19 protein-coding genes and 1 pseudogene are annotated in these 20827 nt (G+C 61.4%); 6 read left to right on the top strand and 14 right to left on the bottom strand.

Annotated elements, in window-relative coordinates:
* Window positions 1-2 precede the first annotated feature (2 nt).
* The 7 genes from ASH00_RS13335 to ASH00_RS13365 form a co-directional block, all read right to left on the bottom strand.
* On the bottom strand, window positions 3-716 hold the full coding sequence (locus tag ASH00_RS13335) for a response regulator (protein WP_056549153.1): 714 nt from the start codon (window positions 714-716) through the stop codon (window positions 3-5).
* The gene (locus ASH00_RS13340) at window positions 713-1993 is read right to left on the bottom strand and encodes a sensor histidine kinase (protein ID WP_082566128.1); all 1281 of its coding nucleotides are present in this window, start codon (window positions 1991-1993) and stop codon (window positions 713-715) included. The genes ASH00_RS13335 and ASH00_RS13340 overlap by 4 nt, the downstream gene beginning before the upstream one ends.
* A complete protein-coding gene (locus ASH00_RS13345) occupies window positions 1990-2811 on the bottom strand; it encodes an ABC transporter permease subunit (RefSeq protein ID WP_056549155.1) in 822 nt (273 codons plus the stop codon). The genes ASH00_RS13340 and ASH00_RS13345 overlap by 4 nt, the downstream gene beginning before the upstream one ends.
* Entirely contained in the window at window positions 2808-3740 is a 933-nt protein-coding gene (locus ASH00_RS13350) for an ABC transporter ATP-binding protein (protein ID WP_056549157.1), read from the bottom strand. The genes ASH00_RS13345 and ASH00_RS13350 overlap by 4 nt, the downstream gene beginning before the upstream one ends.
* Window positions 3741-3768: 28 nt before the next feature.
* Window positions 3769-4458: a hypothetical protein gene (locus tag ASH00_RS13355; protein WP_056549159.1), complete on the bottom strand. Its 690-nt coding sequence runs from the start codon at window positions 4456-4458 to the stop codon at window positions 3769-3771.
* 139 nt (window positions 4459-4597) lie between these two features.
* Entirely contained in the window at window positions 4598-4819 is a 222-nt protein-coding gene (locus ASH00_RS13360; RefSeq protein WP_056549161.1) for a DoxX family protein, read from the bottom strand.
* 42 nt (window positions 4820-4861) lie between these two features.
* The gene (locus ASH00_RS13365) at window positions 4862-5884 is read right to left on the bottom strand and encodes a 1-aminocyclopropane-1-carboxylate deaminase (RefSeq protein WP_056549163.1); all 1023 of its coding nucleotides are present in this window, start codon (window positions 5882-5884) and stop codon (window positions 4862-4864) included.
* 29 nt (window positions 5885-5913) lie between these two features.
* On the opposite strand from ASH00_RS13365, the gene ASH00_RS16745 reads away from it, so the two are divergent.
* Together ASH00_RS16745 and ASH00_RS13370 are read left to right on the top strand one after the other, a co-directional pair.
* Window positions 5914-6147 (top strand): hypothetical protein, encoded by a 234-nt coding sequence (locus tag ASH00_RS16745; RefSeq protein WP_157359122.1) that lies wholly within the window; start codon window positions 5914-5916, stop codon window positions 6145-6147.
* A gap of 74 nt (window positions 6148-6221) precedes the next feature.
* Window positions 6222-7004 (top strand): nuclease-related domain-containing protein, encoded by a 783-nt coding sequence (locus tag ASH00_RS13370; RefSeq protein ID WP_235563299.1) that lies wholly within the window; start codon window positions 6222-6224, stop codon window positions 7002-7004.
* 10 nt (window positions 7005-7014) lie between these two features.
* Here ASH00_RS13370 and ASH00_RS13375 read toward each other — a convergent pair whose 3' ends face one another.
* From ASH00_RS13375 to ASH00_RS13395, 6 genes are all read right to left on the bottom strand, one after another.
* Window positions 7015-7722 (bottom strand): hypothetical protein, encoded by a 708-nt coding sequence (locus tag ASH00_RS13375; protein ID WP_056549167.1) that lies wholly within the window; start codon window positions 7720-7722, stop codon window positions 7015-7017.
* 72 nt (window positions 7723-7794) lie between these two features.
* A complete protein-coding gene (locus tag ASH00_RS13380) occupies window positions 7795-8886 on the bottom strand; it encodes an exonuclease domain-containing protein (protein ID WP_056549169.1) in 1092 nt (363 codons plus the stop codon).
* An 85-nt stretch (window positions 8887-8971) separates the two neighbouring features.
* On the bottom strand, window positions 8972-10270 hold the full coding sequence (locus tag ASH00_RS13385; RefSeq protein WP_056549171.1) for a glycosyltransferase: 1299 nt from the start codon (window positions 10268-10270) through the stop codon (window positions 8972-8974).
* 64 nt (window positions 10271-10334) lie between these two features.
* The gene (locus tag ASH00_RS16750) at window positions 10335-10487 is read right to left on the bottom strand and encodes a hypothetical protein (protein WP_157359123.1); all 153 of its coding nucleotides are present in this window, start codon (window positions 10485-10487) and stop codon (window positions 10335-10337) included.
* Window positions 10488-10594: 107 nt separating this feature from the next.
* Complete coding sequence (locus ASH00_RS13390) at window positions 10595-11518, bottom strand: DUF308 domain-containing protein (RefSeq protein WP_235563300.1); 924 nt, start codon at window positions 11516-11518, stop codon at window positions 10595-10597.
* A 355-nt stretch (window positions 11519-11873) separates the two neighbouring features.
* Window positions 11874-13382 carry an amino acid permease gene (locus ASH00_RS13395; protein WP_056549173.1) on the bottom strand — a complete coding sequence of 503 codons (1509 nt, stop codon included), beginning with the start codon at window positions 13380-13382 and terminating at the stop codon, window positions 11874-11876.
* Between the two features lie 246 nt (window positions 13383-13628).
* Between ASH00_RS13395 and ASH00_RS13400 the strand changes: the two genes are divergently transcribed.
* The 4 genes from ASH00_RS13400 (at window position 13629) to ASH00_RS13415 (ending at window position 20006) form a co-directional block, all read left to right on the top strand.
* On the top strand, window positions 13629-15155 hold the full coding sequence (locus ASH00_RS13400) for an FAD-dependent monooxygenase (RefSeq protein ID WP_082566129.1): 1527 nt from the start codon (window positions 13629-13631) through the stop codon (window positions 15153-15155).
* Window positions 15156-15425: 270 nt separating this feature from the next.
* Window positions 15426-17609 carry a GmrSD restriction endonuclease domain-containing protein gene (locus ASH00_RS13405; protein ID WP_056549175.1) on the top strand — a complete coding sequence of 728 codons (2184 nt, stop codon included), beginning with the start codon at window positions 15426-15428 and terminating at the stop codon, window positions 17607-17609.
* 448 nt (window positions 17610-18057) lie between these two features.
* Window positions 18058-19116, top strand: a complete 1059-nt coding sequence (locus tag ASH00_RS13410) for a ParA family protein (protein WP_056549178.1) — start codon at window positions 18058-18060, stop codon at window positions 19114-19116.
* Complete coding sequence (locus ASH00_RS13415) at window positions 19116-20006, top strand: SIR2 family NAD-dependent protein deacylase (RefSeq protein WP_056549180.1); 891 nt, start codon at window positions 19116-19118, stop codon at window positions 20004-20006. The genes ASH00_RS13410 and ASH00_RS13415 overlap by 1 nt, the downstream gene beginning before the upstream one ends.
* Window positions 20007-20308: 302 nt before the next feature.
* Here the strand turns inward: ASH00_RS13415 and ASH00_RS13420 are convergent.
* Window positions 20309-20730: pseudogene (locus ASH00_RS13420) on the bottom strand (DDE-type integrase/transposase/recombinase); the annotation flags it as partial.
* Window positions 20731-20827: the final 97 nt, after the last annotated feature.

The raw sequence follows: 20827 nt of genomic DNA on the forward strand, positions 1-20827 counted from the left end.
GCTCACATCCGGTTCGGCGCCTCCGCCAGTGTTTCCCCGGTGGACACCACACCGGTCTCATACCCGAGCACCACGGCATGGACCCGGTCCCGAAGGTTCAGTTTCAACAGGATGTGCCCGACGTGGGTCTTCACTGTGGACTCGGACAGGAAGAACGAACGGGCTATTTCTGCGTTATTCAAACCTCTGCCCATGGCGGTGAAGATTTCCAACTCCCGCTCGGTGAGCATCGAAAGCCGCACGTCCCTCTGATGGGAAGCCGCAGGCGCACCGTCAGGCAGCCGATCCCCAAAGAGCTCGAGCATCCGCCGGGTAATCCTGGGAGCTACGACCGCGTCCCCGGCGGCCACTGTCCGGATGGCCTCGATCAGCTCCGCAGGCCGCGCGTTCTTGAGCAGGAAACCGCTGGCTCCCGCGCGCAGGCCGGCAAACGCGTACTCATCCAGGTCAAAGGTGGTCAGGATGATCACCCGGGTTGCCGGGCACTTCTTCACGACCAATGCAGTCGCCTCGATCCCATCCATTCCGGACATGCGAATGTCCATGATGACGACGTCGGGCTGCAGTTCCAGCGCGAGCGCCACTCCGGCAGCGCCGTCGTTGGCCTCGCCCACCACAACGATCCCTCCCTCGCTGTCCAGAACCATCCGGAAGCCCATGCGGATAAGCGGCTGGTCATCGACCAGCAGCACACGGACATCAGTGTCGGCGCTCATGACTCCCCCGGGCGGACCGGCAGCGCCGCGTGAACCCGCCAGCCGCGCTCGGCAACCGGCCCGGCCGACACGCGGCCGCCGTGCAGGGCAGCGCGCTCCCCCATCCCGATGATTCCCCGCCCGGCACCCACCGAAGGGGCGGGCGAAACGAGGTGACGGCCGTCGTCGTGCACTGTAAGCACGGTTTCCGTGGGGTTATAGGCAATGGCGACCGTAACGGTCCGCGCCTCCAGGGAGTAGCGCAGCACGTTGGTCAGTGCCTCCTGGATGATGCGGTAGATGGTGAGCTCGCGTCCGGCGTCGGATATGGCGACGCCGGTCACCGAATAGCGGATGGGCAGACCGGCGGTGCGGAACCGCTCAACGAGGACGGAAAGATCACGGTGACCGGGGGCGGGCTCCAGCTGACCCGATGTGTCCAGTCCTTCGCCGAGGACACAGAGCAGGCGCCGCATATCGCTGATCGCCGACCGTCCGGTGTCGCCCAGCTGGTCGAGGGCCGCTTTGGTGCGCGCCGGATCCCGGTCAGCAGTAGCGGTGGCGCCGTCGGCGAGCGCCACCATGACCGAGAGACTGTGCGCCACGATGTCGTGCATTTCCCGGGCAATGCGTGATCGCTCCGCGAGTGTGGCGAGCTGCGCTTGGCTGTCCCGTTCGCGTGCGAGCTGCTCGGCGCGCTCGACCAGGGCGCGAACCCGCTCGGCACGGGCATAGGAGTAGGAACCGAACAGTCCAGCGACGGCCATGCATAGCGCAAGGATCAGCAGCAGATTCCACTCGTCATAGTTTTCACCGACCTCGGTCACGACGGCGTGCAGCTCCGGAATCCACAACTGCAGGCCCGCGAATCCGACGGCAAACGCGGCCGCCGCTGCAAGCCACGCTTCCCGGGGCGAGCGGTAGACCGCCACGGCGTACAGCGCGATCGGCACGGCGAGGATGTCCACACTGGCATCGAGGGACCAGGTCAGCACGGTGGTTAAAACGACGACGACGGCGAGCACCGTCAGCGGATAATGCCGCCTGAACAGCAGTGCCGCTCCGGTCAACACCGCTACGACGAGGTGCCAGACGCTGACGCCCGGTGCACCGGTTGCCAACGCGATGGCCCGGGTGAAGAGCAGCGGGACGGTGTAGGCCAGGGCGACAATGCTGTCCATCAGCCAAGGTTTTGATTCAAGCAGGCGACGGGTGCGCGGAACCGCCCCGGGGCGCAGGGCTTCCTCGTCGGGGAAGGGTTGAACCCAGCCCGCCGGGGAAGCGCCCGTCTGTGTCATGTGACATCTCTTCTTTTGAACAGAACACCGGCGATGACTGCCGAGATGACTGCCCAACCCAGCAGGATGAACAGCCCGGTGAGGACGGTGGACCAGCCGACGGTGCCGACGGGCTGGTACAACATTCTACCGGCGGAGGTTGGCAAAATCTGGGAGAGAAAACCTCCAATTCCGGGGATCAGGCCCACGAGCCCGGGGGCGAAGAGGAGCAGTCCGAGCATCACTCCGCCACCGGAAGCGGTGCTCTTGAACAGGGCTCCGAGGGCCGTGGACAGCACCGCGATCAGACCCAGGTACACGGAGCCGCCGAGGATCACCTGGATGCTCTGGACGTCGCGGATATCCGCACCGAGTCCGAGTCCCGCAAGCGCCGGCTGGACGCTGAAGAACGAGATCAGTGACGCAACCAGGCCCAGGCCGAAGCCCACGGCGCCGCTGAGCAGCAGCTTCGCCGTATACACCGGTGTGCGTTGCGGAACGGCGGCGAGGGTCATGTTGAGCAGGCCGGGCCCGCGCTCGGCGCTGATGATCAGCACGCCCAGGATCGCCACGACGTACTGGGCGAATGAGTACCCGAAGGCGAGCGTGGTGACGCTCGGGGTCTCGCCCGCCTGGTCAAGGATCACCGCGCCGGGATCCGGGTTCACATCGGCTGGGACCACGGACACTGCCAGGATGAGTCCGGACGACATCAGGAAGATCGACAGGACGGTCAGAGCCGCAGCCCAGTAAGTGGACCGCAGTGAGCGAAGCTTGATCAATTCGGAGCGCAGCAGGTTGCTAGCGGTCGGGCTGTGCCGGAGGGTTGTGGTTGTCATGGTGTGCTGCCTTCCTGGCCGTCCGGTGAGGTTTGATATTCGACGGCGCTGCGGGTGAGGGACATGTAGGCCTCCTCAAGCGAGGCGGTGGAGGTGGTGAGCTCGTGCAGCGGGTTGCCCTGGGCTGCGGCGGCGGTGAAGACGGCAACAGCCTCGAGCCCGATCACTTCCAGGCCGCCGGAGTCGGTGCGGGTGACCGTCACCCCCGGCGCCGCCAGGGCTTCAGCCAATCTCCCGGGGTCGGTGGCCTTGACCAGCACGCGGGTCTGGTCGGTGCCGGCGTCGAGCACTTCCGCCATGGTGGAGTCCCGGATGATCCGGCCGCGGCCGATCACGATCAGGTGGTCCGCCACCTGCGCCATCTCACTCATCAGGTGTGATGAGAGGAAGACGGTGCGGCCGTCGTCGGCAAGCCTGCGGAGCAGCCGCCGCACCCAGAGCACGCCATCCGGGTCAAGCCCATTGATGGGTTCGTCCAGGATGAACGACGCCGGGTCCCCCAGTAACGCTGCGGCGATCCCCAACCGCTGCCGCATTCCGAGGGAGAAGGTGCCGGCTCTGCGGCCCGCGACGTCCGCCAATCCGGTGGCGTCAAGGACCTCGAGTACTCGTGTGCGGCCCATGCCGTGGGTGGCTGCGAGCGCTTCGAGATGGGCCTGCGCGGTCCTGCCGGGGTGGACGTCGTTGGCGTCGAGCAGTACCCCGAGCTCGTGCATGGGGGACGCGTGGCGGTTCATCGCCTTGCCGTTGACGGCGGTGGTTCCCGCCGTCGGCAGGTTGAGTCCGGCGATGGCGCGCATCGTGGTCGTTTTTCCTGCGCCGTTGGGACCGAGGAAGCCGGTGACTTTGCCGGGCTGCACGGTGAAGGAGATGTCGTCGACGGCGGTGGTTTCGCCGAACCGCTTCGTGAGGTTGGTGACCTCAATCATGGGATCGTCTTTCTTTTGGGTGTATTGGTTACAGTGCGCTGGAATGCGACTGGCGCGTACTGACAGGCCGGTGCTTCCGCTGCATGGCGCTATAGGCGATCCAGGCACCTGCAACCGCCATCAGTAGCGCACCCAGGGACTGAGTGGGCAGGCTGGCTCCGATGGTGACCATGCCGGTCACAACTCCGAAGACGTAGAAGATGATCACGCCTGCGATCCAGAGCGCTCCGGCGCCGACTGAGAGGGTGTCTGATCTCCAGACGGCCACACCCAGCAACACGCTGCCGATGAGGGCAAGCACGATTCCGAGCAGGAAAGTGAACATCATGGAGTCCGAAAATTCCAGGTCCATAACGCCCGGCACTCCGTCCAGGTACGCCTGTCCAACGGCCGGTGTGGTGAACGTGGAGATGCTCGCAGGCACCAGGAGCAGCGCCTGTCCGAAAACGGCGATGACCATGGCCGGCAGTGCGAGCCGCACGGTTGTCCCTGCGGCCAGATACGCGCCGAGCGCGAAGATGCCGAAGATTGCAAGGATTGTTCCGCCGGTGCTACCGATCAGGTGGTCAACCAGATAGGACGGTTCGCTGACGAATCGAGCCCACGCTTCGGGATCGGTTTCCTGGTCGGGTTGCGGGTCCAGCGAGGACCAGGCGGTGAGAAGTCCATACACGGGAAGGGCGAACAACCCTGCACGGATCCAGGAGGTGGTGCTCATCGGAGATTCCTTTCACGAAGGGAACCCCTGGTGGAGTTCGTCCTTCGAGATTAGGAATTTCGGGCTCTGCGATCGTCGGGCTGGAGTGCCGATATTTGGTGGTGCGTAGTACCGCGGTACTAGGTCCGGAGCCAGCTTCCTACAGGGCCCACCCCGTAGAGCGTCCCCAGGCCACGAAGAGCGCGAGCAGCAGAGCCACAATATTGATGGTGAACCCCTTCTCTCCCCGCGAGATGTGGAAGGCGATCGACAGTGCCATGATCAGGGCCATCCCGATGGCTGCTGCGGGAATCAGGAAGGTGGCGACGCGGAAGATGCCCGGAAGGATCAGTCCTAGCGCCCTGCAGCGGTGCTGCTGCACGCTGGTCGTGCGCGAGTCGCCGTCGTCGTCGTCGTCGTTCTCCTAGCTCCTGAACAGGCCACTGTAGGCGTTGAGTGCCGGCTGCCCGCCGAGGTGCGCGTAAAGCACGGTGCTGTCCGCCGGGATGTCCTTGCTGGTCACGAGGTCGATCATGCCGGCCATGGACTTGCCCTCGTAGACGGGGTCGGTGATCATCGCTTCGAGTGAGGCGCTGAGCCGCATGGCCTCCAGTGTGGACTCGACCGGGATGCCGTAGAGGTCGCCGGCCCAGCCTTCGAGGACGGTGATTTCGTCATCGCGCAGGTCGCGCTGCAGGCCGATGAGGTTGGCGGTATTGCGGGCGATGCGAGCCACCTGGTCGCGGGTCTTGTCCAGCGTGGCGGAGGCGTCGATGCCGAGTACCCGGCGCGGGCGCCCACCGGCGTCCTCAAGGGCGGCGAACCCGGCGATCATGCCCGCGTGGGTGGAACCGGTGACCGTGCAGACCACGATGGTGTCGAAGAAGACGCCAAGTTCCTCCTCCTGCTGCTGCACCTCGTACGCCCAGTTGGCGAAGCCCAGCCCGCCGAACTTGTGTTCCGACGCTCCTGCGGGGATGGCGTACGGCTTTCCGCCGGCCGCTTCCACTTCGGCGATGGCGTTTTTCCAGGAGCTGCGGATGCCGATGTCGAACCCGGAGGCGTCAAGGCGCACGTCGGCGCCCATGAGCCGGGAAAGCAGGATGTTGCCGACGCGGTCGGTGAGCGGATCCGGCCAGTCGACCCAGTTCTCCTGCACCAGCAGCGCCTTCAGGCCCAGTTTCGCGGCGACTGCGGCGACCTGCCGAGTGTGGTTGGACTGGTATCCGCCGATCGACACGATGGTGTCAGCGCCCTCGGCGAGGATGTCCGGGACGATGTACTCGAGCTTGCGGGTCTTGTTGCCGCCGAACGCAAGGCCCGAGTTTACGTCCTCCCGCTTCGCCCACAGCTGCGCGCCGCCGAGGTGTTTGCTGAGGCGCGGCAGGTGGTGCACCGGGCTGGGTCCGAAAGTCAGCGGATAGCGTTTGAAGTCGGTGATGACCATGGGTTCTCGTTCCTTCGCGCGGTGAAGTGGTGGACGGTGAATCCCAGTCAACCACCAACCCTCCTGCGTCGGGATGTCCCGGTCTTCGGCTAGTGCGTGCCGTCGTCGTCCTTGACCCGCCGCACGAAGGGCGAGAGCACATCGCCAACCAGCGCAAGCACGCCGCCGATCAGGAATGCTGGCTGCGCGCCGGAAGTCTGGGCCGCTTCGCCGGCCGCTCCCCCGGCTTCGGAGACCCCTTCAATCGATTACCCTTCGAGTGAGATCTATTTATGGGGGAACAATGCATGAAGCTCAACCACTGCCTGCCCAAGCTCAACCGACGCAAAGCACTTCGTTGACCGCGCGCATTCCTGGGCATTCAGTAATCGAAGAACTGCTCACCGCTCATCGCTCGGATCCACCCCGCTCCGCGCTAGGGCGTTTCTTTGGCGCCCGGACCCTCGGTGCCGAGAGCGCACCCTGGTACTGGGGCGCGCTGGGTGAACGCGAGGTCGGCACCCTGTTAGCCCAGCTCGGCCCCGAGTGGACAGTGCTACATGCCGTTCCAGTGGGCCGGGGTTCGTCGGACATTGACCACGTGCTCATCGGTCCGGGCGGGGTGTTCACCGTCAACACCAAACGCCATGCCGGGCAGGCAGTCTGGACCGCGAAAAACACCCTCATGGTGGCAGGCCAGCGTCAGCGACACATTCCGAATGCCGTGTATGAAGCAAAACGAGCTTCGAAGCTTCTCTCGGACGCGGTTGGTCACCCTATCCACGTAGACGGTGTTGTTGTCGTCGTCGGGGCCAAGAGTCTTACAGTGCGTGAAAAGCACCCCGAGATTGCCGTAGTCACACCGCGAGAGCTCATTCGTTCCCTTCGCGGTCGGAAGCAGGTTCTGACGCCGGAACGGGTCGCAATCCTGAGCGCCGCTGCGGCCCGACCAGCAACGTGGCACAAAAATCCGCAGCCCCAGAGTGACGGCCGCTGGCTGGAGTCTGCCTTCTACGAAGTGTCACGCACAGTGAACCAGGCACGACGACGGCGCATTGGCTGGGTGCTTGCGTTGTTCGGCACCATCTTGGCGACGTTCTCAGGAGTGCTCCCATCCCTGTTGTCCGCGCTTGTACGGTGACGCCTACTGTTCAGCGTTCTTCAAACGTTTCGGGCGGTGGCCCAAAGACCCGACCAGTTGATTTCACCACTGCTTGCCCTATCGCATAGTTCATTCCTCCGCCGATGGCGGCTCCCAGTCCGAACGGGATGGTTCGACCCAATACAAGTACGCCCTGACGCGTGCCGTACTTCGTCACGAAATTGTGCCCCAGCACTCCGTTGATTCGTCGGATGCTCTCCATCGGTATCGCCCCAATCGCTGCCTTGGCCCAGTGCCTTCCTGTTCTACCCGCTACGTCGTGCACAACGCGGTCGGCGCTGTTCCCGAGCAGGATTGCGAAGAGGAGGGTGCGTCGCCGTTCAATGTCTCGAACACTTACGTCGTAGACTGCCGCGACAGCAAACACGTAAAAGACGGTCGCTTCCAGCGAAACTACGGATTCGCCTGCGGACAGCGCCAGACTCACTCCTGTGCCAACACCTGGTGCCGCAGCTGCGGCGCCGACGGATGCCCCGCTTGCGGACGTTGCAGTCAGAAACCGTCTGTTTAGCTTCTTCAGAAGTTCCTTCGGCGTGGCTTCAGGGTGCTTCGCTCGAAGCCCATCGACGTAGGCGGTGGCAGCGGGCACCTGCATGGTGAGCGCTGCATCAACAAGTCGAAGGATTGTGCCCTGGCTCCGCACTTCCGAGGAGTTCTCGGGGCCGGAATTGTCGGTCGTCGAATCTGTGTCTGTCATCTGCTAAACCTCAATATTCATAGGGTCCGTAACGCTATTACCTTGGCGGCACCATCACTCTTCGGTCTTCCTTCATCGGCGATTGCTTCCCATCCATTTCACGATGCCCATGACAACCGTTCCGAGTTTGCCTGCCGTCTCCTCCAGTGCGCTGCTTCGCTGATCGGAGACGACCGGCTCTGGCAGCGCTGCGGCAACGCCTGGGCGTTCTTGCCTCGGTGCTGGCGCTTGCAGCTGCAACCAGCGCAACAGCTCCTTCTCGCTGACAGCGCGGATGTCCTGACCAGACTCGATGTACTGCAACGCCTTCCGCTCTTTTCCACTCCGTTGGGAGATGGCAACGGAATCTGCATTCACGTCCTGCTGACCGATGACGAGCATGGTGGTCTTCTTGGTGATCCCTTTGCCATTCATAGCGCCAGAGTTGGCCACGAGCTGCATAGCTTCGCCGCGTTCGAGCGTGATCAGGTCGCCAGTGAATACAACAACCTGCCCATACAGCGGATGAGTAGGATCAGCAGCGAGGTTGGGTTGCGGAAGCTCAGCCAGGGCAGGTGTCCGCTGGTATCGAGCGGAGGCAATGGAACCGGTTGGGCGTACCGTCGGCCACAACTCATCGACGGTATGCAGGGCATGAGTTCGTGCGACAGCAATCACGGCTTGAGCACAAACAGCAGAGTCAGCACCTGCGTGATGATGCTGGAATGGAGCTAGACCGAGAGCTTTTGCGACACTGGGCAGTTTGTTGTTTTCGAGCTCGAGCACACGTCTGGCGAGGTCCACTGAACAGTGGAAAGTGAGCTCGGGCGGTTCGAAACCTGACTCGGTACATGCGTTCCGTAGGACGGACCGGTCGAACGAAGCGTTGTGAGCAACCAGCACGTCGCTACCAGCAAAAGCCAGGATGCGATCCAGGCTCGCTTTCCACTTCGCTGCCCCGACAACGTCGCTAGCCTGAATGCCGTGAACCGAGATGTTCCTTGGGTTGAAGTGACCCATAGACGCCGGTGGTTTGATCAACCATGACGCCGAGTCAACAACGGCGCCGCCCTGCACCTTCGTCAATCCAACTGCGCAGACGGATCCGCGATTGCTGTTCGCTGTTTCGAAATCGATCGCGGTGAAGTTGAGACCTTGCACTGTTCCCCCTGAATTGAGCGACATCGCTCCTGTAATAATCAAGGAAGCATATCCGGCGTTATAGGGGTATCGGGCCTTCGTGACGGGATTGCCGCGCGTCGGGGCTGCACTACGTCACTGTTGAGGATGCCTCCACCAGATCCACCAGCGCATCAACACCGCGTGACTCCTTGATCGCCTTGCCGATACGCTGGGCGTGCTGCCGGTAGGACGGTTCAGCGAGGACCTTGCGCACGGCCTTCGCGACGTCGTCGGGCTTGGCTCCTTTGGTGCGCAGATTGATCCCGGTTCCCGACCACGCGACCCGGGCGGTGACTTCGGCTTTCTCCTCCGACTGGCCGGCGACGACGAGCGGGACCCCGTGACGCAGGGCGAACTGCACTCCCCCGTACCCACCGTTCGTGACGACGACGCTGGTCTTGGGTAGGAGCTCGTCATACGGGAGGTAAGAGGAGACCCGGACGTTCGCGGGCAACGGTCCTGGAAGTGTGTCTTCGGGCCGTCCGCCGGTGCTGACAACCACGAAGACGTCGTCGTTCGCGAGTCCGTCGATCGTGGGACGGATGAGGTCGTCGTAGTCGCGGTTGGCGACGGTGCCCTGGGTGACGTGGACGACCGGTCGCCCTGAATCGAGGTCTCCCCACCATTCGGGCAGCACAATATCGGCGGTGTCCCGCCCTCCGCTTTGGGACACCGGACCAACGAAGTGGACGTGATCGGGTAGGTCGGAGCGTGGGTACTCGAACTCGGGTACGCCGAACTGGACAAGGATGTCCGCATGCCGCGGCCAATTCATGAAGAAGCCGGGGAATGGTTTGCCTGTTGCGTCGCACGCAACTTGGTCAGCGTACTTCTGCACCGGCGCGAAGATGACTTGCTCGGTCACTCCTTTGAGTGCGCGGTTCCGGAAGCGACCGATTGGTCCACGCATCGGCGGTATGCCGAGGCCGAAGGGTGCGGTGTCACGGCTGGCAAGACTCAAGGGCACGATGCCGCAGTTGATGACCGTTGGGCGCTGTGCCCGTGGCGTGTTGAGCAGCAGGGCGACGCCCATGAAGAGCGCCTCGGATAGCACCGCGTCGGTGGGTGTTTCTGCAATGGCGGCCTGCACGGCGTCGTACTGATGTTTACCGGGGCGCATGAAAATGTTGGTGAGGTCGTATCGGATCCCAGTCGGGCCTTTGAGGCCCGCCTTCCCGGGGAATTCTTCGTCCTGGTTGGTTTCGTCGAAGTCGGTCTCGGGTGGCAGCGGCAGGAAGGTGGCACCCGTAGCGGCAACGCGCTCAGCGAAGCGTTGGCCGGTGAGGAAGCGGACCGAGTGGCCGCGGTTCACCAGGCCGGCGGCGACCGCGAGCATCGGGACAACATGCCCGGTGACGGAGCAGGAACAAACGAGTACCGATGCCATGATGGGCTCCGATCAGGTGAGTGGGTGCCTCCCAGTAATCACCCGCGGCCTTGGAGATTTCTGATTAGACGGCTCCCCCGAAGTACACCTCGACCTCGTGTACGACTCCGTTCTTGACTCGGGTGGCTTCGACGTTGCGGTAGGTGCGCCCGGTGGCGGTGTACTCGTACCGGTGCAGCACGACGCCGCCGACCTCGACGATCTGCAGGGTTGTCACCGGTGTATCCAAGTGATCAGCGGTCGGGAAGCATCGCTCGAGCCAAAAGGTGAAGGGCCCGAGCACGGTACGAAACCATGCTCGGGCCCTTGAACCTAGCTTCTTACTTACTTGACGGCGACGAATACCTTGTCAGCGAGCATCCCCGGCGTGACGGCGAGGACGCCTTCGCCAGCCGAGGCTGTCGGCACCGCGAATGCCACATTGCCTGTTGCGGTGCCATCTGTGTAGAGAGCGCTCGTAGTGTCGATGGCTTCCGGCGCGACAGCGAGTGAGTCGAAAGCATTGACAGTCGTACCGTCCGCGGTCACGTACGCCAGTGACACACCAAGTGCAGGCATCTGCCCGTTCGGGTCATCGCCGAGGTAGGTCGCAGAGTAGTTCACCAGAGCGTACTCGGATCCCTCTGCAGGCGCCTCATTGAACTCGTTGGATCCCATGACGGCATCCGTAGCGGCAAGTGTGACCGAGTTGACCACCACGCGCCACTCGTCATTCTCGATGACCGAGCCAATCGGGTATGGGTTCTCACGCGTGCCCTCGGCAGCTGCTGCCGGCTGTTCCTCGGCTGCTTCCTCTTCGACCACCGCGTCCGCGGCGGGTGCATCAGCAGAAGGTTCGACGATGGTCGTGTCACCGCTACCGAATGCATCGTCGACCGATGCCGAAACGACGGCAAAGAAGACGATGAACCCTACGATCGTTCCGACGATCGAGATGATGAGGGCGGCGATGCCCATTCCCTTGGCCTTGTCCTTCATGAAGAGGGAGACGAGAGCCAAGATGAAGGCGATTGGCAGCAAAATCCAGCCAATGATGAGGGCGCCAGGGATACAGGCGAAGATGAAGCCGACAATCGCCGTGATGAGGGCAATAAGTCCGAGGACGTTGCGCTGCTTCTTCGCCTTCTCCGGCTGATGCGGGAGCGTCTGCGTCGACCCGCCGTGACCCTGCTGCGCGAAAGGAGATTGCTGTGGCTGATGGGGCGAAGTCTGCTGTGAGCCTGCCCCCGAGGACTCTGGAGTTGTCATAGTCCTATAGTGACAGAACCATTAGATGCTCAATTTCTCAATATTGAGTGGCGCCTAGCCTGTGTACTGAGCATAAATCCGCGTCAGTACAAGGAAAATCATCGGTGCCATACGCGATCAGTACTCCTTTCGCTGTGGAGACTGGGCAATGTTCGATGTGTCAATTTTGCTGAAAAACTGAGTAACTCCTGAACTATCACCGACATGTTGCGGTCAATTGGTGGTCGTCAGGCAGATGAAGATTCCGTTCGAACCGCCGAACCATGTCGCAAGGGGTCCTCAACGAAATAGACCGGGACTACCTGTCATGCTCATCTTTAGGCACAACTCCCGCTCCCCCGAGTCCGACGTCGGGCTACCGCTGCTGCTCCGGCATCCCGGCGTTGTAGCCGGGACCGCCCGTGACCATGATGCTGCGCTTCCGCGAGTACAGGAAGTACACCGCGAGGCCGATCGCCATCCAGACGAAGAACCGGAGCCAGGTCCCGCCCGTGAGGTTGAGCATGAGGAAGAAGCACAGGGCGATGGCGATGATCGGCAGCACCGGCACGAACGGAACGCGGAAGGACCGCTTCAGGTCGGGTCGTGTTCGACGCAGGATGATCACGCCGAGCGCAACCAGCATGAACGCGAACAGGGTACCGATATTGACCAGTTCGGCAAGCGTAGACAGCGGCACGAAGGTGGCGATGATCGCGATGATGATGCCGGCCAGCAGCGTGAACCGGTAGGGCGTCCCGAACTTCGGATGCACCGCGCCCAGCGCCGGAGGCAAGAGACGGTCGCGGCTCATAGCGAAGCCCACCCGTGTCTGTCCGAGCAGAAGAATCATGGCGACGACGATGAGGCCGATACACGCACCGATTGCCACCACGTTGCCCATCCAGGTGACGCCGACGGCGGTAAAGGCTGTCGCCAGCGGGGCGCCGTCGGCCGGATCGATGTCGGTATAGGGGCGGATCCCGGTGATGATCAGCGACACCGCCATGTAGAGCACGGTGACGATGGCGAGTGAGCCGAGGATGCCGATCGGCAGGTCGCGCTGCGGGTTGCGGGTTTCCTCCGCGGTGGTGGCGATGACGTCGAACCCGATGAACGCGAAGAACACCAGAGCCGCCGCCGCAAACACGCCGCCCAGTCCATACACCGTGGGCTCGAGCCGGAAGAGGGTCTCCACCAGCGGCACGTCGAGGACCCCGGCCTCGGAAGGTGCAGTGCCCTCGCTTGGCGGAATGAACGGCGACCAGTTGGCCACGTTGATGAAGAAGAGTCCGACGATGATCACCAGCAGCACCACAGCCACCTTGATCGCCGTGACGACCTGATTGATGCGGCTGGAGAGCTTGATTCCGGTCATGAGCACGACGGTCAGCCCGAGGATGAGCAGCCCGGCCGGCAGGTTCATCACTCCCGTATCCACAGAGGCAATGGCTTCAGGAATCGCGAACGGGGTGTCCTGCAGCACGACGCCGAGGTACTGGCTGAAGGACGTAGCCAGAGCGGCGGAGCCAACCGTGAACTCCAGAACGAGGTCCCATCCGATGATGAAGGCCACCAGCTCGCCAAGCGTCGCAAACGAGAAGGTGTAGGCGCTGCCGGCCACGGGAACGGTCGAGGCCAGTTCGGCGTAGCAAATGGCACTCAGCCCGGCCACAATCCCGGCAATAAGGAAGGAAAGCGCGACGGCGGGACCTGCGTTCGCGCCAGCGGCTTGGCCGGTGAGCACAAAGATTCCGGCGCCGATGCACACGCCGACACCGAAGACGATGAGGTCGAGCGCACCCAGGCTTTTCTTGAGCTGGTGTCCCGGCTCCTCCGTGTCGCGAATGGACTGCTCGATGGATTTGGTGCGGAACACACTCATGGCCTGACCCCTTGCTCTGGGACTGTGACTGCTCTCACTTACGTCTGGCTTGAGCACGATTCTATGCCCGTGGACGGGACTTACAACCGGTGAGTGAGAAGGGAGATGCGGGAAGCGTTCGCTGGTCCTTCCATCTCCAATGTACCGCTGGCAAGGGGGCTTGCGGCAAGACCCCGGTCATGCCTCACACTGGCTCGGATGCACCCGAACGATGCACCGTAAAAAGCACCAAGAGGCGAGGTTGGAATGGCTGACGTGATCATCGCCGGAGGCGGTCCAACCGGGATGATGTTGGCCGGTGAGCTCGCCCTGGCTGGAGTGGACGCGACGATCATCGAGCGCCGCCCGACGTCGGAACTGGTGGGCTCCCGTGCCGGCGGCTTCCACTCGCGGACCATCGAAATCCTCGACCAACGCGGCATCGCCGACCGGTTCCTCGCCGAGGGCCAGCCCGTCCAGGCGGCCTTCTTCGGGACCACGGTGCTGGATATGAGCGACTTCCCTACGCGCCACCCGTACACGCTTGGCTTGTGGCAGAACCACATCGAGCGGATTCTGGCCGGCTGGATCGAGGAGCTCGGTGTGCCGGTCCATAGCGGGCTGGAGGTGACCGGCTTCGTGCAGGACGACGACGGCGTCGACGTGCATCTCAGCGACGGCAGGCAGATGCGCGCGCAGTATCTGATCGGAGCCGACGGTGGACGTAGCGCAGTGCGCAAGGTAGCCGGCATCGACTTCCCCGGCTGGGATGCGACGAGGAGCAGCCTGATCGCCGAGGTCGAGGTGACCGAGGAAACGCCCTCGGGAATGCGCATCGACGAGGTGGGCGTGCACGGCCTGCACCTGATGGAGGACGGGCGAACAACCCGGGTAGTCGTGACGGAGAACCAGCTCGGACCGGCGACCGAGCCAACCCTCGCTGATCTCTCCACGGCACTGACCGACATCTACGACACCGGCTTCGGCGTCCACTCCCCGACGTGGATCTCGCGTTTCACCGACGCCACCCGCCAGGCCGCGGCCTACCGCAGCGGCCGCGTGCTGCTGGCAGGCGACGCCGCGCACATCCACTCGCCGTCGAGCGGGCAGGGTATTGGACTCGGGATCCAGGACGCCGTGAACCTCGGCTGGAAGCTCGCGCAGGTGGTCAAGGGCACCGCACCGGACAGCCTGCTGGACACCTATCACTCCGAGCGGCACCCCGTCGGTGCCCGCGCGCTGAAGCACACGATGGCCCAGGCACTCATGCAAAAAGCTGACCCGCGTGTCACAGCGCTGGCCGACACGGTCGCCGACCTGCTCACGATTGATGAGGCCCGCAAGCGGCTGGCAGGACTCATCTCCGGACTGGACGTCCACTACGACCTCGGTGACGGGCACCCGCTGCTCGGACGCCGCATGCCCGACCTCGGCATCATCACCGCCGAAGGCCCAATTCGCTTGTTTACACTCCTGCACAACGCCCGTCCAGTGCTTCTCAATCTCGGCGAGCCAGCATGTATCAATGTGGGCCGATGGGTGGACCGGGTGCAGTTAGTGAACGCCACGTACGACGGCGAATGGAACCTCCCGGTGATCGGTCCGGTCAATGCTCCTACCGCACTGTTGATCCGGCCCGACGGGCATGTGGCCTGGACGGGAGGCGGAACTCCGGCGGGGTTGGAGGACTCACTGATCAAATGGTTGGGGGCCGGCTCAAACGGCGGACACCCAGCAGCCTTGCAGGCGAGCAATCCCCCAGTAGGTGCAACCGACCGACCGGCTGAGGCTTAGCCGCTCTACGATCTGAGGCACACGGTATGGATGGTGTCGGACAGGCGAGGCGGGGTGCCTGTACGGCGGGAAAGGCTTTCAGCTTTGGCGACTTAGTACGCCTAGACTCTTAATTGGAATCTCCACCATCCGCCAATTTCGCGAGGTGGCGCATCCGCACACCATTACAAGCGTTCGGGGAACGAAACCGACCATTCGAGAAACGCCCGGTGGTCGTGGGCATCGCTCAGTGGTGATCCAGAGACATTCCAACGAAAGGGGAGGCCGCAAATGAAGACGGACGTCGTCAAGCCTAAGGATGTCTTCTATAACCCGACACGCTTAGTCGTGCCTCTATTCCAACGCCCCTACGTCTGGTCGAGGGAAACTCAATGGGAGCCACTATGGCAGGACATTGTGCGCCTGATAGACGTCATCTCAGAACACGTTCCGGATGCAACTCACTTCCTCGGCGCGATCGTTATCCAGCAAGTCCCCACCACTCTCGGCAGTCTCCCTGCTTGGAACGTCATCGACGGTCAGCAGCGTCTTACAACCCTGCAGCTGCTGCTAGATGCTCTTCACGCCGAGCTTATTCGGCACGGATGGACTGCCCTTTCGGAGCAGATTGAGCCCCTCGTTGAGAATCCCCCCGCATATCGCGAACAAGAGCACGATCGCTACAAGTTGTGGCCGACGAACCGTGACCGTGAAGGCTTCACTGCAGTCATGTCTGCACAGTCACCCGTGGATTACTCGGGTATTCCAAAGTCGCGTCTAGCTGACGCCCACAAGTTCTTCGCGGAGGCGATGGCGTCGTGGATTGGCGACGGCGATAACGCCGAACGACGCGGCCGGATGTTGGTTGCGACCATCATGGACCGGCTCGAAATTGCGAGCATTCGTCTCGACGCCAATGAGGATGCACAGGCCATTTTCGAAACTCTAAACGCTCGAGGCACTCCTCTTTCTGCTGCTGACCTAATTAAGAACTTCATATTCCAGAACATCCCAAATGGTGCGACAAATGCCGAGTCCACCTATCTCAAATACTGGGCCGACTTCGAAACTCCCTGGTGGGAAGCAGAGGTTACGACTGGCCGCATCAAGAACTCGCGCGCCTCCCTCTTCTTGTGGCAGTGGCTCACCGCACGTACCTTGACCGATTTCCCAATTCGTGAGGTGTTCACGCAGTTCAAGCACTACGTGAACACTGTCGCGAAGGACATAGGCCTGCTACTACCGCAAATCAAGACGGCGGCAGATCGCTATCGCGCGATCATTGAGGGGGCTCAGACGCAGAACGGACCGCTCACCCGCGTCGAGCTATTCGGATACCGCGTTGGCACATTGGATTCCGAGATTGCGCGCCCTCTGCTTATTTGGCTCGACGAGTCAGAGCAGTCCGTTGTACCGAACGCCGATCGAGAGCGGATCCTAGCGACGCTTGAAAGCTGGTTCGTTCGTCGGGCACTTGTGAAAGCACAGTCGCAGGGGTCCAACCGATTCATAGTGGACCTTTTGCAGTACCTGAGCAAGAAGCCGAAGGTACAGCTCGCCGCTGAGGTCGAGGCCTACTTGCTCGCCAACCACACTGCGTGGGGCTACTGGCCGGGGGATGACGAGGTGAGAGAAGCCCTAATCGGAGCTCCAGCCTACTGGCGGTACCTGAAAGGTCGCCTTCGTATGGTTCTGGAAGCACTGGAAGATCATAAGCGCGGCTACCCCGATGGGCGCCAACTAGCCATGGGGCCGATCGTACGAAGTAGGGCGACTATAGAGCACCTGATGCCCCAAAAATGGCGAAAGCACTGGCCCGCCGAGCTGACGGAAGATCAGGAAGCCGAGCGTGACCGGACGATCCAGCAGCTCGGTAACCTCACCATCGTCACTCAATCGCTCAACAGCAAAGTGTCCAATGGGCCTTGGCGAACGAAGCGCGATCACTTCCTAAATTCCGATGATGTGCTCATCACCAAGGACGCTATGAGAATCGCAGGAGAGGGATCGTGGAGCGAGAGGGAAATAATCGCTCGTACCAATCAGATGATCGAACAAATTCTCAACATTTGGCCTGCTCCTGCGGGGCACGTCGGGCTCCGTAGTCATTCAACCGCGCCCGCAACTACGGTGATGGTCGACCTCGCTCTGCTAGTTTCGTCCGGGTGGCTCGAGGTGGGCGCGAAGTTGAGCGCGCTATCTGCAGCGTATCAGGGCGCGGAAGCTGCGGTCGCACAGGATGGACGAGTGTTCGTCAACGGCGTTGGCTATGACACCCCAACCGGCGCGGCGCGATCGATAACACAGACCGAAGTAAACGGATGGGCCTTTTGGGGCGTCGTGGGCACCACCCGATCGCTTGCGGACGTGCGAAACGAGTATCTCGCGAGTCTCGGCGAAGCGGACGCAGACGTCGTAGACGAAGTCCCGGCGGACGCTGAGCATTCGCTTGAGCTGGACGAGGTCGACGCGTAACGGAATCGGGCTCACCTGCAGTTCAAAGTCGGCCAGAACCTTAGTCGTTTCGGGTAACCCTGGGCGCGCGTAGTGGCACGTTGTGCCACTGAACTAGCGTTCCGCTGGGTCCAACGCCTCAATCAAGTCCGAACGCATCCAACTCGCGCGACACCTTGATCGCCATGCCAATCTGCTCTGCCGCCTCGGGTGAGCTGTCGGCGAGCACACACGGCACGCTCGACGCAGTCGGGAATAGGACGGTTGGTGCGGCAGTCCCGATTGATGCCGAAGCCCGACCACGCGCTACGGGCACAGACCTCGGTCTTCTCCTCGGTCTGCCCGTTCGAGTAGAGGAACCGACTCACAAGTTTGTCCCCTGCTTATAGATAGGATCAGTGCAACTGGACAACTTTCCATCTCGCAAGTGACGTCCACAAAGCGCAGCACAACATACGAAGGATTGCAAATGAATCAGCCGAAATCCCTCGCTTTCATCAATAACAAGGGAGGCGTCGGCAAAACCACGCTCGCGTGCAATATGGCCTATTATCTGTCGAAAGAAGCCAATCGACGAGTGCTCGTGGTCGACCTTGACCCGCAGTGCAACGCGACGCAACTTCTACTGTCTGATACGCAATGGGATGAACTCTACGGTGACCTTTCCCTGAAGGACGATAAGAGGTCGATTCTGCATGCTCTGCGATGGATCCGGCGCGGTGATTCGGGCGTCGATCGCACATACGAGCCGGTACGAAGCGAGCGATTCGAAGTCGATGTTCTGCCCGGTCATCCATCTCTCGCGATTCTAGAAGATACGTTCAGCTCATCTTGGGAATCATTTGTGAGCGGTGACCTCGGTGGTGGACGACGGACCCATTGGGTTGCTGAGCTTGTGCGTGGAGCAATGGATTATGATTTGGTGATTCTCGACGCTGGCCCAAGTCTGGGAGCATTGAACCGCACCGTGCTGATCGGCACAGATTATTTCGTGACGCCAACCGCAGCAGATCTTTTCAGCCTATTCGCTATCGACAATATCGGCGAGTGGATCAGAAAATGGGCCAAGAAGTACACCAACGGTTTAGCTAGCGTTCGGGATGAATTTGAGAATGAGTCGGAAGAATTTTTCCCTAGAGGATCTGGGCTAGAGGCGACCTATCTCGGATTCACGATCCAACAGTATGTGTCAAAAACTATCAGCGGTGGACAACGTAGAAATGTTAATGCCTACGACAGATATAAGAAACAGATACCAACAAAAGCGAGGAAGCTGGCCGCCTTGTCCTCACAGCCGCATCAGGATTCGCGCCGGGCTCTCAACCTGCATCTGGATTTAGGCATCGTTCCGCACATGTTTGCCATGGTGCCGCTAGCACAAGCTCGCCACGCGCCGATCTCCGCACTCCTGCCTTCGGACGGCTTGAAGGGGGCCCAGATAAGCCAGCAAGCAAAGTATCGGAGCCAACTGCAGGACATCGGGGCTCAGCTCATCAAGAACCTCGAGATTGTGGAGGGTCAGCACTGATGGCTCGCCTGATTACCCCCGAATGGTCGGAGGCCTTGATTGATCGAATTGCACACCAAGACTATGTCTTATTCATTGGGGCAGGACTTTCGAGCAACAGCGAGAATGCGAGTGGGCAGAAACCACCGCGATGGAGAGGCCTCCTGGAAGCGCTACGAGATAAGTTTGCTACCAACAATGCGACTGTTAGCCGAGATGTGAATCGAGCCATTCGTACTGGCGACCTGCTGTTGGCGGCAGAGCTACTCGAAAATCATTGCGAGGCAAAGGGCCGGCTCGACGACTTCCGGTCAGAAATCGCACGACTAACCGACGGGGGGCAAGAGGCCCATTCCGTCTTCCAAAAAAATGACCTACATGACATAATATCGGATCTGTTTCCACGCATAATCGTAACCACGAATTACGACAAGATTTTGGAACGCCATTTTCAATCAGGCTATAAAACACTTACTTATGAGCAGGAAGACGTTGCCTCTCACGTGAGGCAAGGAAAACACCTTCTGCTCAAACTGCACGGAAGCGTTGACAACCCATCGAATATGGTGCTCACCCGCATGGATTTCACTCGCCTGCGTAGGAACGGACGAAATACTCTGGACACCTTGGAAGCGCTTCTACTCACGAGAACCGCGCTATTCATTGGATATAGCTTAGATGATCCGGACTTGCGCCTGATACTTGAGAACCAATTCGGCGCCAAGGGGAGTCGGCCCGGTCACTACCTGCTGGCTTCCACCAAAACATCTCCTACACAACGAAATCTTCTGAAGAATGCTTATGGGGTAACTACCGTCGAGTACTCGGGGGACCACCACGATGGCGTGCAGCGCAGCCTCTCAGAGCTCGCACGACTCGTATCAGACGCCAAAGCGGCTGGAAGCTCTTGATCAGAAGCTATATCGCGGAGTCTGACGTTATTTCTCAAGACAGGGCCGCCCCAGCGCTTCCACAACATGCGTTGTTTTCATCGTGATCATGACCGGAGCCAGCTTACGACGCAGCTGGAGTGGTAGCCGGACATTGCGCTTGAGACGGTGCCAGTCTTCTTCGAACCGAGCAGAGATGACCTCATGGGGCAGACGGGTCTCCCCCCGCTTTACATACTGCCGACCGGCTGACTGAGAGAAGTGGCGATCTAGCCCTCTCGCAAATCGGGTGTGACTGCCCCGGCTTTTGTTGACTCGGGGTCTCAGGCCGTCGCTATGTGAGCGGACCGGTTAATTGTTTCATATGGGCGTGAGTTTCCCAGTCGCCGCTGCCGTCGGCGGCGGTGGTAGGACTGCTCGATCCAGGCCGTCATCGCCGAGCGCAGACCTCGTCGTTTGAGCCAGCGTTGACGATCAAGGACGTTCCTTCTGCAGTAGCGAAAAGAAGGACTCCATCGCGGCGTTATCCGCATGCACCGACCCTGCCCATCGAACCGGTCAGCCCGTGATGACGCAGCGATTCCACGAAGCGCCGTGACCGGAACTGGGAGCCGCGATCTGAATGCACCACCGTCCCTGCCGGGCGGCGTGCCCGTACGGCGTTCTCCAACGCCGCGACCGCCAGCGAGGATTTCATCCGGGAGTCCATTGAGTAGCCCCCGATTCTGCCGGAGTAGACGTCTTGGTTGGGTCCCCGGGTAGGAGTCCGGTGACTGTGTGAGTTTCGCATCCGATAATGGGTGCAGGAGGAAATTCACAGATTATGGCACGTAGGCATACCC

Origin of the sequence: Arthrobacter sp. Soil782, from assembly GCF_001428435.1 — a bacterium.
Taxonomy (GTDB): domain Bacteria; phylum Actinomycetota; class Actinomycetes; order Actinomycetales; family Micrococcaceae; genus Arthrobacter_D; species Arthrobacter_D parietis.